The 13,280-nt window shown below is 70.9% G+C and carries 9 protein-coding genes and 1 pseudogene; 7 read left to right on the top strand and 3 right to left on the bottom strand.

Annotated features, from left to right (window positions below; genetic code table 11):
- Positions 1–45: 45 nt before the first annotated feature.
- From ACFY8W_RS30460 to ACFY8W_RS30445, 4 genes are all read left to right on the top strand, one after another.
- Positions 46–474 (top strand): hypothetical protein, encoded by a 429-nt coding sequence (locus tag ACFY8W_RS30460; RefSeq protein WP_391112043.1) that lies wholly within the window; start codon positions 46–48, stop codon positions 472–474.
- Positions 475–489: 15 nt separating this feature from the next.
- Complete coding sequence (locus tag ACFY8W_RS30455) at positions 490–2,802, top strand: hypothetical protein (RefSeq protein ID WP_391112040.1); 2,313 nt, start codon at positions 490–492, stop codon at positions 2,800–2,802.
- 11 nt (positions 2,803–2,813) lie between these two features.
- Positions 2,814–3,476, top strand: a complete 663-nt coding sequence (locus tag ACFY8W_RS30450) for a hypothetical protein (RefSeq protein WP_391112037.1) — start codon at positions 2,814–2,816, stop codon at positions 3,474–3,476.
- Positions 3,477–3,767: 291 nt separating this feature from the next.
- Entirely contained in the window at positions 3,768–5,087 is a 1,320-nt protein-coding gene (locus tag ACFY8W_RS30445; RefSeq protein ID WP_391112034.1) for a S8 family serine peptidase, read from the top strand.
- Positions 5,088–5,299: 212 nt separating this feature from the next.
- Here ACFY8W_RS30445 and ACFY8W_RS30440 read toward each other — a convergent pair.
- From ACFY8W_RS30440 to ACFY8W_RS30430, 3 genes and pseudogenes are all read right to left on the bottom strand, one after another.
- A pseudogene (locus ACFY8W_RS30440) lies at positions 5,300–6,301 on the bottom strand (serine/threonine-protein kinase); the annotation flags it as partial.
- A 4-nt stretch (positions 6,302–6,305) separates the two neighbouring features.
- Positions 6,306–8,543: a PQQ-binding-like beta-propeller repeat protein gene (locus ACFY8W_RS30435; RefSeq protein WP_391112031.1), complete on the bottom strand. Its 2,238-nt coding sequence runs from the start codon at positions 8,541–8,543 to the stop codon at positions 6,306–6,308.
- A gap of 9 nt (positions 8,544–8,552) precedes the next feature.
- Positions 8,553–9,395: a serine/threonine protein kinase gene (locus ACFY8W_RS30430; protein ID WP_391112028.1), complete on the bottom strand. Its 843-nt coding sequence runs from the start codon at positions 9,393–9,395 to the stop codon at positions 8,553–8,555.
- A gap of 430 nt (positions 9,396–9,825) precedes the next feature.
- On the opposite strand from ACFY8W_RS30430, the gene ACFY8W_RS30425 reads away from it, so the two are divergent.
- Genes ACFY8W_RS30425 through ACFY8W_RS30415 form a run of 3 tightly spaced genes read left to right on the top strand, consistent with a single transcriptional unit; the run spans position 9,826 to position 13,279 of the window.
- Positions 9,826–10,272 carry a hypothetical protein gene (locus tag ACFY8W_RS30425; protein WP_391112026.1) on the top strand — a complete coding sequence of 149 codons (447 nt, stop codon included), beginning with the start codon at positions 9,826–9,828 and terminating at the stop codon, positions 10,270–10,272.
- A 15-nt stretch (positions 10,273–10,287) separates the two neighbouring features.
- Positions 10,288–12,618, top strand: coding sequence for a hypothetical protein (locus ACFY8W_RS30420; protein ID WP_391112023.1), 2,331 nt, complete (start codon positions 10,288–10,290; stop codon positions 12,616–12,618).
- Between the two features lie 4 nt (positions 12,619–12,622).
- Positions 12,623–13,279, top strand: a complete 657-nt coding sequence (locus tag ACFY8W_RS30415) for a hypothetical protein (RefSeq protein WP_391112020.1) — start codon at positions 12,623–12,625, stop codon at positions 13,277–13,279.
- Position 13,280 lies beyond the last annotated feature (1 nt).

The following is a 13,280-nucleotide window of genomic DNA, read 5'->3' as shown; positions in this document are numbered from 1 at the left end:
CGCGAGGGCATCGCTGAGTCCACGCGGGTGACGGTTGGGGGAGTCGTGTCGTTCGACGAAGAGTGGGCGGCTGAGCGCAGTGCAGCCGCGAACCGGGTGAGCATGAGGTTGAACCAGTTGCCCGCCGACCCAGGGGGCGGAAGCGGTGGCGGTGCCGACCTCGGAGTGAAGCAGGATCACCTTGGCGCCGTCGGTCACGCCGCCTTCGGGCTGCACGGCCGGCTGCTGAAAGACGGGAACCACGCGCGCAGCGATACGTCGGAGGCGGCGACCGGGTTGTCGAACAGCGGCTTCCGTACCGGTTCGGCGATGGCGACCGTGCAGGAGACCTGGGCCTCCCAGCTCGGCACGCTCCTGGACGCCTGCGCCCACATCTCCAACCACCTCGATTACAGCGCGGCAGCGCACGCGAAGGACGACGAGGACGTGAGGACGGCGCTCGCCGTGTCCAGGATCAATGAGCACTTCAAGTAGGTCGGGGAGCAGCCGGTGTTGACCTTCGACAATGTGTACCAGGCACCGCTCGGCAAGATGAAAGCCGCCGCGGACCGGTGGTCCGAGATGAAGGGCAAGCTCGACACCCTCGCCGTCGACGCCCGCAAGACGATGGCCGCCAAGGCCAAGGCAGAGGACTGGCGGGGCGTGAACGCCGAGGTCACCAAGCCCTTCATCGACAAGACCGCGAAGGAGTTCGAGGACGCGGCCAAGGCGGCAGACGGCATCCACAAGATCCTTGAGGACGGCTACAACGCCTTCAAGAAGGCGAAGGCCGACCTCACGACGATCGTCGAGACCGACGCCCCGCACCAGGGGCTCGTGGTGAAGAGCAACGGCGTTGTCGAAGCCGCCTTCTCGCTGGAGCGGAACGCCGTCGCGAACTACGACCGCGACCACGCCGAGGCGCTGCGCAAGCAGCGCGTCGACATCGCGGCGCTGCAGCGGCGCCTCGACGCCGTCATCGAGAAGTGCGACGACGCCGACGTGGCCTGCTCGAACGCGCTGAAGGCCAACATCACGGGGGACAAGCACAACTTCAGCGCACCGAGGTACGGCAGTCTGGACGCCGAGGAGGCGCAGCGGGCGGTCGCCCTGGCCAAGAGGGGCCGGGACATCTCCCACACGGAGCTGGAGCGGCTGAACGAGCTGCTCAGGGACAACAGCTCGTCGAAGGAGTTCTCCCGCACCTTTTGCGACAGTCTCGGCCCCAAGGGTGCGCTGGAGTTCTTCGGGCAGCTTTCCACCGACACGTACGACCATGGCGAGCCCGACAAACAGCGGCTGGCCGATGTTCGCGACCTGCAGAAGAACCTGGGCCTCAATCTCGCGACCGCCACTCAGGGCGGCGACGCCTGGACCGAGAAGTGGTCCGCCGACATGCGCAAGCTCGGCACGGAACGCATCCCGCTCGCCAAGAACGACTACAACGGTGCGTTCGGCTACCAGCTGCTCGGCGGCATCCTGCGCTACGGCAACTACGACCCGAAGTTCCTCACGCCGATCGCCGAGCATGTGACCCAGCTACACGCCCAGGACCCGCGCATGTTCGCCGACAGCAAGAGCATGGGCGGATGGCTGAAGAACCCCTTCAACCCGTCCGGGGTCAACGGGTCGGGATACGACCCCATGACGTCGATGCTGGAGGCGCTCGGGCACAGTCCGGAGGCGGCCAAGCAGTTCTTCACCGGCGAGCCGACGGCCTACGACAAGGACGGCCGCGCCAACGGGACGGTCGATCTCGACCCTGAGAAAGAGGGTGACCAGAAGGACTACCTGGAGTACTTCCAGAACAAGGACTACGAGTTCTTCCCGGACATCGACGGCCACCGCCCGGACGACGCGAAGAAGTCCGCGGAGTACATGCCGGACGCCCTCGGTCACGCCCTGGAGGCGGCAACCACGGGCCACGGCTGGGACGACCCGCACCCGCGGCTTCACCGCGACGAGCAGTCGGCCGAACTGATGAAGCGGGTCATCGACTCCTACGGCACGAACACCGAACTGCGCGAACAGCACAAGCCGTTGACGGACAGCCTCGGCCGGATGGGCGCGGCGTACATCGACGATCTGAACTACTCGACGTACAACTTCGGCGGCTCCGGCGACTCCCTCGGCCGAGCGAGTCTCTTCGGGGCGAGCAGCGACGGAAGTTCGCGTACCGACTTCGGTCGGAGTGCCAGTCTGCGGTTCATGAACGCCGTCGCCGGCGACGAGGACGCGTACAAGACGCTCTCGGCCGCGCAGCAGGTCTTCGAGGCCGGTGGCCTCAAGGCGCTGGAAGGGGACAACGGCTCTCAGCTCACCTTCCTGCACAACTCCACCAAGGTGCACGGCATCCTCGACGAATCACGCATCGAGGCGATCGCCCAGGAGTTCAAGGACCAGGAAGAGGCCAAGAACCTGGAGATGGAGAAGCACGCCGAGTGGCGGAAGTCGGCCGTCAGCGGCGGCGCCTCCGCGGTCGTGGGTGTCGGCTCGGCCCTGGTGCTCGGGCCCGCCGCCGGACTCGCGGTGGCGACCGCGGTCCCGATCGTCATGGAGAGCGTCGGTTCCACGGTCAGTACGGACTACGCGGCGGACACCCTCCAGTACCTCAAGGACAACGAGTACAAGAACGACGACGAGGCCGACGGGGCTGTCTTGGACGTCAGGGAGCAAGGTCGGCGCGCTGTGGTCGTGCCCGCCTTCAGCGTGGCCGAGTCACAGGGGATGACGCTGGGGGACAGGCAGGCCCTCATCCGGGAGGTCGAGGCCTCGTACAAGATGGGTGCCGAAGACGTCGACCCTCTGAAGGCGAACAAGTGAGGCGGCGGACGGTGACGAAGAAGACGCGCAGGCTGCGCCGCCTTGGCGCGGGAATTCTGGCCTCGGCCCTGGTTCTCACGGCGTGCTCGGGCGGGGAACCGGATACTGAGACGGATGCAGGGCTCAAGGTCTGCGAGGAGTTGCTCGGCGCGGAAGGCGTGTCGAGAACCAGGGCCCTGATCGGCGACGACGGGTTCGCGGTCGAGGATCTCTCCTTGGAGGCGATCCGGGAGAGCATGCTCAGGCAGGCGCGAACATACAAGCCGGAGAGCGAGGACCTGTTCCGGTCCTCGTACGAGCCCTGCGAGCTGCGGGCGAATAGCGGCGGCGGAGGTATCAAGCGTGTGGATGCCGGGGTGAAGTGGTCCGTTCTCTCGATGGAGACCGTGTTGAAGGGGCTCGAGCGGGGGGACTGGACCGAGTCGGCGCAGGATTTGTACGTCCAGAAGGTGCCGCGGCTCAAGGGCCTTGCGGCGATCCTGCCGTGCAAGATCTCCGGTACGGCACCGGGGCAGGAGCGTGCCATGCCACTGGAGGTCGCGGTTTCCACTTCCGACGAGACCGGTACAGAGGGTGATGCATTGGCTAAGACCCTTCTCTCTTCGCTCGCACGGAACACCCAGAAGATCCTCGGCTGCGCGAATCCCGTGTCCGTGCCGGATGTGCTGCCGTGACGATGCGGGAGGGGTGCGGGCACAGCAGTGGGTCGGGCGGTGGGGGCGCGGGGCGACAACCTCGCGACGTGTGCCGGGACTGACGCGCCGTCGGCTGTGTCCGGCGTCGCCCGTACGATGGCCGCGGAGCCGGCCGGAGGCCGGGGGATCGGACCGGAAGCCATGAGCGGGAGAAGGATGCGCTGCACGCGGGGGCGTGGACGTGGGCGTGGGCCCGGTGGGAGTCGGAACGGCCGTGCGCCGGGCGGTGAACGGGGCGGCCCGCGTGGCCCGGTACGAGGATGGGCGCGGGTGCTGTGGCGGGGGACCGCCGCTGTGCTCGGGCTCGTCGTGTTCGGGGTCGGGGCGACGCCCGCCCATGCCGCGACCGTGCGGTCCAAGCAGTGGCACCTCACGTCCATGCACGCCGAGGAGATCTGGCAGCGCAGCACCGGCAAGGGCGTCACGATCGCCCTCATCGACACCGGTGTGAAGGCCGTGCCCGAGCTCTCCGGGCGCCTTGTCGGCGGCAGCGACTTCCCGGGAGCCGGTACGGCGGGCAACAAGAACGGCGGCACCACCACGGCCGCGGTCATCGCCGGGACCGGCAAGGGACCCGGCGGGCAGGAGAGCGCGTACGGGCTGGCGCCCGGGGCGAAGATCATGCCGCTGAACATCAGCGACGGGTACACCGGCAAGGGCAGCCTCGCGGACCAGGAGAAGGCCGTCAACGCCGGTCTCGCGCCCGCGCTCCGGCACGCCGCCGACTCCGACGCCAAGATCATCTCGGTGTCCGTCAGCCTGCCCGTCCTGGCGTTCGACACCTCCCCCGAGGTGCGCGACGCCGTGGCCTACGCGATGGCGAAGGGAAAGCTCGTCTTCGCCGGCGTCGGCTACGCGTCCTACCTCGACGACCAGGTCGTGAACAGCCCGGCCTCGCTGCCGGGCGTCGTCGGCGTCACCGCCATCGACAGCAAGCTCACCCGCATCAAGGGCACCGGCGTCGGCCAAAACGTGGACATCGCCGCCCCCGGCACGGAGATCGTCAGCGCCTGCGCCGGGAGCACCGGGCTCTGCCGGACCAAGAGCACCGAAGTCGCCGCGGCGCTCGCGGCCGCATCCGCCGCCCTCGTCTGGTCCGAGCACCCCGACTGGACGCGCAACCAGGTCCTCCGCGTCCTCCTCAACACGATCGCCGGGCCCAGCGACGGCGCCGTCCGCAACGACTTCATCGGCTACGGCGCCGTGCGCCCCCTCCGCGCGCTCAAGACGCCGGGCGACCCCGGCCCGCGCGACGAGTACCCGCTCGACGACTACACCTCGCCCACCCCGACGCCCACCCCCACGCCGTCCGCGGCCACTCCGGCCCCGGCGCCGTCCGCATCCGCGGGCACGCCGGACCTCGCCTCCGGCGCCGGCACGGACGGCCACAGCACGGGATTCCGGATCGCGCTCGGCGTGTGCGCGGCCGGGCTGCTGTGCCTGGCCGTGGGAACCCCGCTGCTCGTCGCCGACCACCGCCGGCGCCGGTCCGCCGATCGGCGGACCGCCTGGCCGACCGGCCCCGGAGGAACCGGAGGTCCGCCGGCATCCACCGTCCCCATGCCGGCGGGCCGCCACCAGCAGCGCTAGCGCCCGGTCCGACGTACGGGGCCGGCCACCGCCTGTTCCCGGCCTGCCCTGGCCTGTTCCTGACCAGGCTCGGCCTCTTCCCGGCCGACCACGGCCTGTTCCTGGCCCCGGCCACCGCCTGTTCCCGGCCTGCCCCGGCCTGTTCCCAAGCGGCCCTGGCCTGTTCCCGGCCTGTTCCCGGGCGGCCGTCGTCAGTCGTTCCGCTGCGCGACCGCCGCCACGCCCCCGCCGACCGTGAGCACCGCGCCGCCCGACACCAGGGCCGTCAGGAACCGGCGCCGGCCCGGGCCCGCCGGGCGGGAAGCGCCCGGAGCCCCCGGTGCGCCCGGGGCGGACAGGAGCCGGGTCGTGTCCTTCTCCCGCCGGGCGATGTCCTCGGCGAGCGGGCCCTTGCGCCAGGCGCGGTCGGCGCCCTTGGGTGCGGGCAGGGCCGCCATGATCCTGGCGGGCGTGGGGCGGGACGCCGGGTCCTTCGACAGGCACGGGCCGATCAGCGGCTGCAGGGCGGGCGGGACCAGGCTCATGTCCGGGTTGCCGTGCACGACGTCGTACTGCACCGCCGCGACGTGCGCCCCGTCGAAGGCGCGCCGGCCGCTCGCCGCGTACACGAGCACCGCGCCGAGCGAGAAGACGTCCGAGGCCGGTCCGACGCGGTGGCCGAGGACCTGCTCGGGGGCGCCGTATCCCGGTGTCACCGGGATCTGGCCGGTCGTGGTCAGGGTCAGTCCGTGCTCGGGGCGGGCGATGCCGAAGTCGATGACCCGCGGACCGGACGACGTCAGCACGATGTTGGCCGGCTTGAGGTCGCGGTGGACGAGGCCGGCCGTGTGGATGTCGTGGAGGGTGCGGGCCAGGAAGTGGCCCAGGGCGCGTACGGTCGGCTCGTCCATCGGCCCGTACGCGTGGACCGCGTCGGCCAGCGTCGGTCCGGCGAGGAACTCGGCCGCGATCCACGGCCGTCCGCCCTCGGTCTGCGCGCCGAGGACCCGCGCCACGCCCTTGCCGGTGACGGCTCGGGCCATCTCCGCCTCGCGGACGAAGCGCTGTGCGAGCCCCTGGTCGTGGGCGAGTTCGGGGCGGAGCACCTTGACGGCGGCGGGGCGGCCGTAGTCGTCCTGGCCGAAGTAGACCTTGCCCATGCCGCCCTCGCCGAGGACGCCGAGCAGCCGGTACGGGCCGAGCCGGAGGGGATCTCCTGCGGAGAGCGGGTTCACGGGCTCACTGGTCCTTTCGCTGCGGTTCGAACTCCGTCACCCGGCCGTCGCCGACGCCGTAGAACCACTTGTCGCTCACGGCGGTGAGCCGCACGGTGCCGGAGTCGACCGTCTGGACGTAACGGTGCGAGGCCAGGTCGACGACGCCGAAGCCGTCCGGGTTCGGCAGGCAGAGCACGGTCGAGCTCGCGACGGGCGGTACGACGAGGTTCGGCGCGCCGCCGGCCGACACGTCCGCCTCCCACAGCCGCCGGCCGCGCCGGGCGTCGACGGCGACCAGGGTGCCGGTGCCCTCGGCCGCGTACACGACGCCGTTGCGGACGAGCGGTGCGCCGTAGTGCCGCCGCCCGGGCTTGAGGTCGCCGTAGGGGCGGTTGTAGCCGAACTTCCAGATCACGACGCCGTCCGAGATCCGGACCGCGTGGAGCTCCTCGGCGCCGATGTAGACGTGCGTGCCGTCCTCGGCGAGCTCGACGCCGAGGGGTGGCGGCAGATACGCCCCGGAGCCCTCGGGGACGACCTGGCGCCACAGGACCTTGCCGTTCCGGGTGTCGTACGCGGTGATGGTCAGGTCGTTGACCGCCTGGCCGACGAGCAGCCGGTCGCCGACCGCCCGCGCGAAGTCGACGCGGGAACCGGCGCCCGGTGACGGCTCCTTGAGGGCGACGCGCCAGCGCTCGCGGCCGTTCGAGGAGTCGAGTGCGAGGAGGATCCACTCGTCCTTGAAGCGGGGGTCGACGGCGAGGTAGAGCGTGTCGTCGCTCGCGTACAGCATCTTCGCCTGGCCGGGCACGGGCCCGTTCCTGAACTCCTTGAGGTCGGCGACCTCGCGCAGCCGCTTGCCCGTGTTCGGGTCGAGGGCGTGGACGCTCATCTCGGCGGCGGGCGTGACGGCCAGGCCGTAGACGGTCTTGCGGTCGGCGACGGCCCGCTGGTCGCCGGTGATCCACTGGTCGGTCCACTCGAAGCCGCCCGGGGCGGCGCGCAGGCCCTTCAGACCGTTCTCGGTCATGGTGATCACGGCGGCGTCCAGCAGGATCGGCGGCGCCGAACCGGGCGCCTTGGCCGCCTCCTTGGACCAGGCGGTCCTCAGGGGGCCGGTCTCCTTCGGCGTACCGGAGGAGCCGGAGGGCGTGGCGGAGGTGGTGGGCTTGCCCGTTCCGCCCTCGCCGCGGCCCAGCCAGGCCCAGACGCCCGCGCCCACGCCGGTGAGCCCGAGCACCGAGCCCCCTCCGGCGACGAGCAGTCCGCGGCGCGAGAGGCCGGCGCCGCCGGGACGGTTCCCGGCGGCCGCTCCCGAGGGCACGGTCTGCGCGTACGGATCCTCCGCGGGCGCCGGGAGCCGGGGCGGGAGCGGGTGCCACACGTCGGTGGCGCGGCGGGCGATCGCGGTGAGCAGCGGGGCGGGCAGGTGGTCGGCGAACTCGCCGTGCCCGTCGTGGAGCGCGTCGATCAGGGCGGCGGTGGTCGGGCGGGCCGCGGGGTCCTTGGCGAGACAGGCGGAAAGGAGGGAGCGCAGGGACGGCGGGACGGCGTCGAGGACGGCCGGGTCCGGGTCGGCGTAGCGGACGCGGTAGAGCAGGTCGGCCGGGGCGCCCGTGCCGAACGGGGGCCGGCCGGTCGCCGCGAAGACCAGCACGCCGGCGAGGGCGAACACGTCGCCCGCCGGCGGGTGTTCCTGGCCCGAGGCCTGCTCCGGCGACATGTAGGCCGGGGTGCCGGCCGCCGCGCCCGTGGTGGTGAGGTGCACGTCGCCGGCCGCGCGGGCGATGCCGAAGTCGATCAGCTTGGGGCCGTGGGCGGTGACGAGGATGTTGGACGGCTTCAGGTCGCGGTGCACCACGTCCGAGGAGTGCAGCTGCCGCAGCGCCCCGGCGAGCGCGCCGCCGAGGGCGCGGACCGTGGGCTCGGGCAGCGGGCCCGCGAGGGCGACCGCGTCGTCGAGGGGCGGACCGAGGACGTACTCCGTGGCCAGCCAGGGCGTCTCGGCCAGCGGGTCGGCGTCGAAGACCGCCGCGCCGTGCCGGTCACCGATGACGCGGGCAGCGTCCGTCTCCAGCCGGAACCGGGTACGGAACGCCGGATCGACGGCCAGGCGGGCGTGCAGCGTCTTCACGGCGACGGTACGGCCGCCCGGCGAGCGCGCCAGGTAGACCGTACCCATGCCGCCGGAACCGAGCCGGGCGAGGAGACGGTACGAGGCGACGGCGGCCGGGTCGTCGTGGGTGAGGGGCGAGAGCATGGTCGGTCGTCAGTTCCCGTGGTGTTCCGTCGAGTCGGCCGAGAGGAGCGCCGCGGACTGGCGGGCCAGGGCGGCCACCACGCGGGCCGGCAGCCAGCCGGGTGTGAGCAGCGAGGACGCCGACCCGAGCACCGTCGCGTGCGGGGTCGGCGGTGCGAGCGCGGTGAGCAGCGCGGCGGCGGCCGGGCGGTGCGCCGGTTCGCGGGTGAGGCAGGCGGTGATCGTGGGGCGCAGGCCCGGCGGCAGTTCCTCGCGCTCCGGGACGGTGTGCCCGGTCGCGGCGTACGCGAGGACCGTGCCGAGTCCGTGGACGTCGCCAGGTGGCCGGGGCAGTCCGCCCGTCGCCCGTTCCGGGGCGGCGTCCCGCTCGACCTGGTCCGTCGTGCGGGCCGCGCCGAAGCAGGTGAGCCGCGGGCCGTCGGCCGTGAGCAGGACGGCGGCAGGCGTGACGCCGGCGTGCGTGACGCCCTGCGCGTGCAGGGCGGCGAGCGTCTCGGCGAGGGCGGCGCCGATGACCCGGACCGTTTCCTCCGGCAACGGCGCGCCGTGCACGGCCAGGGCGACGGGGAGCGGGAGGGCGGGCACGTACGGGCTCGTGTACCAGGTGTCGTCGGCACCGGCCGACGCCCCGCTGACCTCGGTGACGGGCAACGTCCAGGGCACCGCCAGCCGCTGCGCCGCCTCGGCCTCCCCACGGAAGGGCCCCGGCTCCGCACCCGGGAGCGGCGCGGTCAGCAGCACCGTACGGTCGCCGTCCTGGGAACGCGCGACGAAGCGGCGGTACGGGGGGCGGGGCCCGGCGGCGGAGAGCGGAGGGTCCAGGCGCGTGACGAGACGGTACGGCCGTTCCATGAGCGAATTCCCCCTGTTGTTCGCCTGAGCAGGGAGAGCCTACTCAAGGGGCGGGGAGGGGGATGCGGCGGCTGGACGGGGGCGCGCGTGTTGGTGCTGGTGCTGGTGCTGGTGCTGGTGCTGGTGTGCCGTGGACGTGGACGTGGACGTGGACGTCGCGTGTCGGTGCTCGTGTTCGTGCTCGTAGGCGACGAAGGCGACTTGACGGAGGCGGTGTCCCCGAACGGGTGGCGTGCTCCCGCCGGACAGCCTGCGGCCGTTCAGGGCGGGCATCCCGCCGTCGGACCGGTGTTGACGCGGACCCCGCTGCGTATCCGTGTGCATGAGTAATCTCTGGCGCTCCGGCGAGGAGATCGCCACGAGATCACAGGACTGCACGGCACGGCACCGTACGGCACCGCTGAGCCATGCGGCGACGGTTGGGGGAGTCGTGTCGTTCGAGGACGAGTGGGCGGCCGCGCGCGCCGCCGCCGCTGACCGGGCGGGCATCCGGTTGAACCGGGTTCCGAGCCAGAACGGCGGTGGTGGCGGAGGCGGTGGTGGAGGCACCGGTGGCGCGGGCCTCGCGGTGAAGCAGGATCACCTCGGTGCCATCGGCCACGCCGCGTACGAGCTCAACGGCAGGCTCGCGAAGGACGGCAACCACGCCCGTACCGACACGACGGACGCGGCGACCTGCCTGTCGAGGAACGGCTTCCGTACCGGTTCGGCGATGGCGACCGTGCAGGAGACCTGGGCCTCCCAGCTCCGGACGCTGCTGGACGCCTGCGCGCACATCTCCAACCACCTCGACTACAGCGCGGCAGCCCACGCGAAGGACGACGAGGACATCAGAACGGCGTTCGCCGTGTCGAAGATCAGCGAGTACTTCAAGTAGGCGGGGGAGCAGCCGGTGTTGACCTTCGACAACGTCTATCAGGCACCGCTCGACAAGATGAAGGCCGCGGCGGACCGGTGGTCCGAGATGAAGGGCAAGCTGGACGCCCTGGCCGAGGACGCCCGCAGGACGATGGCGGCGAAGGCGAGGGCCGACGACTGGCGGGGCGTGAACGCCGAGGTCACGAAGCCGTTCATCGACAAGACGGCCAAGGAGTTCGAGGACGCGGCGAAAGCGGCGGAAGGAATCCACCGGATCCTCGAGGACGCCTATCGCGCCTTCAAGAAGGCGAAGAACGATCTGACGAAGATCGTCGAGACGGACGCCCCGCACGGAGGCCTCGTCGTCAGGAGCGACGGGACCGTGGAGGCCCGCTACTCCCTTCAGCGGGACGCCATCGCGCGCCCCGACCCCGAATCGCCGGCGTTCGACCTCAGGCAGCGTGAGGCCATCGCGGCGATGAAGCGGCGCATCGACGCCGTCGTCGAGAGCTGCGACGACGCCGACGAGGCCTGCTCGAACGCGTTACGGGCCAACATCACGGGCGACAGGCACAACTTCAGCGCCCCGAAATACGGCAGCCTGGACGCAGAGGAGGCGCAGCGCGCGGTCGACCTGGCCAGGAAGGGCCGGGAGCTCTCCCACGAGGAGCTGGTACGGCTCAACGAGCTGCTGGCCGACAACAAGGCCTCGAAGACCTTCTCCAGGGCCTTCTACGACGGTCTCGGCCCGAAGGGCGCTCTGGAGTTCTTCGGGCACCTCTCCACCGACGCGTACGGCGGCAACGAGGCAGCGCCGGACAAGCAGCGCCTGGCGGACGTCCAGGCCCTCCAGAAGAACCTGGGCCTCAACCTGGCCACCGCGACGCAGGGCGGCGACCGCTGGACCGAGCAGTGGTCGGCCGAGATGCGGAAGCTGGGCACCGAACGCATCCCGCTCTCCCGGAACGACAACAGCCCGGCGTTCGGCTACCAGCTGCTCGGCGGCATCCTGCGGAACGGCGACTACGACCGCAGGTTCCTGGTCCCCATCGCCCAGCACGTGACCCAACTGCACGGCAGGGAACCGCACTTCTTCGCCCAGAACGCCGGCGGCTGGATCAGGGACCCGTACAACCCGTCCGGGGTGAACGGCTCAGGGTTCGATCCGGTGATCCCGATGCTGGAGGCACTGGGCCACAGCCCGGAGGCCGCGAAGCAGTTCTTCTCGGCCGTGCCGACGCCGTACGAGAGGGACGGCAGCGTCGGGGGCACGCTCGATCTGGGCAGGGACAAGGATGGCGCGAGCATCTCCAACTATCTCGACTTCTTCGCCAACGAGAAGTACGAGTCCTTCGCTGACGTCGAGGGACGAGACCCCGGCGGGGCGAAGAAGGCCGCGGACCACATGCCGGACGCGTTGGGGCATGCACTGGAGGCGGCGACGCTCGGACACGCGTGGGACGACCCGCGGCCGGAGCTCCATCGGGACGCGACTTCGGCCGCGATCATGACTGAAGTCGTCGCGAAGTACGGCGATGACGCAGGGCTCGTCAAGAAGCACCAGTCCGCATTGGCGGACAGCCTCGGCAACATGGGCGCCGGCTATATCGACGACCTCAACTGGGCGCTGACCAAGAACAGAGGGGGGAGTCCCTTCGCCCCGACCGGTGACGGCGCCGCTCATCCGGAGTTCGGGCGCGATGCCGCCACGAGGTTCCTCACCACCTTGGGCCAGCACCCGGACGCCTACGCCACGGTTTCCACTGCTGAGCGCCTCTATACGAGCAGCGTGCTCGAGGCTCAGGTCGGGCCCGATGGCCGGATCAATGAAGCGCGTGCCAGAACCGCTGTACTTACTGGTTCCCTGCTGCAAGGGACGTTGGACGAAGCCCGGGCCAATCAGGTCGAGGCCGAGGGCATGAAGGTCCACGAGGACTACGAGAAGGCGCAGGAGAAGAAGGCCGCCTGGGTGGAGTTCGGGACTGCGACGGCGATCGCGGCGGGCGTCGCCTTCCTGCCGGCCACGGCCGCAGCGGCAGGGGCCGCGGTGATCCTCGTTCCGCTTGCTGTCGACACCGGATCCGGCGCCATGGAAACGGTGGCCGGACAGGTCGTCGGCGATTGGTCCGACAAGGCGGTCGAGGACCACAAGGATTCCACGGACGACAAGATCCACGAGGACCGAAGGGCCATCTATGAAGCGGGCAGACACAGTGCCGAGGCGCCTATGGAGCGCTTCGTCGCCGCACACCGCTCGCAGGTCAGCAGCGGGTTCGAGCACGGCCTCATCACGGATGCGTTCCTCGGCTACGGGGTGGGCAACACATTCGCCGAGACGGTTGGCAACGCACCGGAGACGGACTGATCACGTGATGCAGACAGGAATTCCCCTCAGGAGACCGATCAGAGCCGTCGTGTCGTGCCTCACCGCCTGTCTTCTGCTCATGGGGTGCGAGGAGCAAGCGCAGCAGCCGAGGGTCACCGCAGCGCGGCAGTGTGACGACACGCTTTCCTCCGACGCGGCCCGCGCCCTTGAGACGGTGTTGAGGACCAAGAAGTTGGACGATGCGCCCACGGGAGGTCTGGCACGTACCGAGGGCCAGTTGATCGAGGATTACGGCCAACGGGAGCGACGGTCGCAGGACCGTCCGATGTGTCGCCCTGCCAGTTCCGGCGGAATGGGCCGGGTCGCCATCCGCTTCGGCCTCTATCGCGACGATGACCTCTTCGGGAACATTCGTGTCAGGGGGCTTCACCCTTATGCCATGGGCCGGGAAGCGCGCTCCGGACCGGAGAAGGCGTACCTGTTCGTGATGTGCGCCAGCCCTCGGCTCCAAGGGTCCGACAGGACCCCCGCCCGCATCATGGGGACGCTCACAGTCGACAAATCCAAACTGCCCGACACCGTCGCCGTCCGTGAAGCCAACCTCACCGTGCTGCACTCCGTCACCCTCGCCGTCGTGAAGAGGCTCGGATGCGAGAACAACGCAGGGCTCACGGACAAGCCCGTCTTCAAACCGGGGTAGA

Source organism: Streptomyces sp. NPDC012637, from assembly GCF_042954805.1.
GTDB lineage: Bacteria > Actinomycetota > Actinomycetes > Streptomycetales > Streptomycetaceae > Streptomyces.
This window is presented reverse-complemented; position numbering and strand designations above follow the sequence as displayed.

Excerpts from the sequence above, each read along its gene's own strand:
- ACFY8W_RS30435 (WP_391112031.1), bottom strand. The coding sequence starts at position 8,543 with ATGCTCTCGCCCCTCACCCACGACGACCCGGCCGCCGTCGCCTCGTAC.
- ACFY8W_RS30430 (WP_391112028.1), bottom strand. The coding sequence starts at position 9,395 with ATGGAACGGCCGTACCGTCTCGTCACGCGCCTGGACCCTCCGCTCTCC.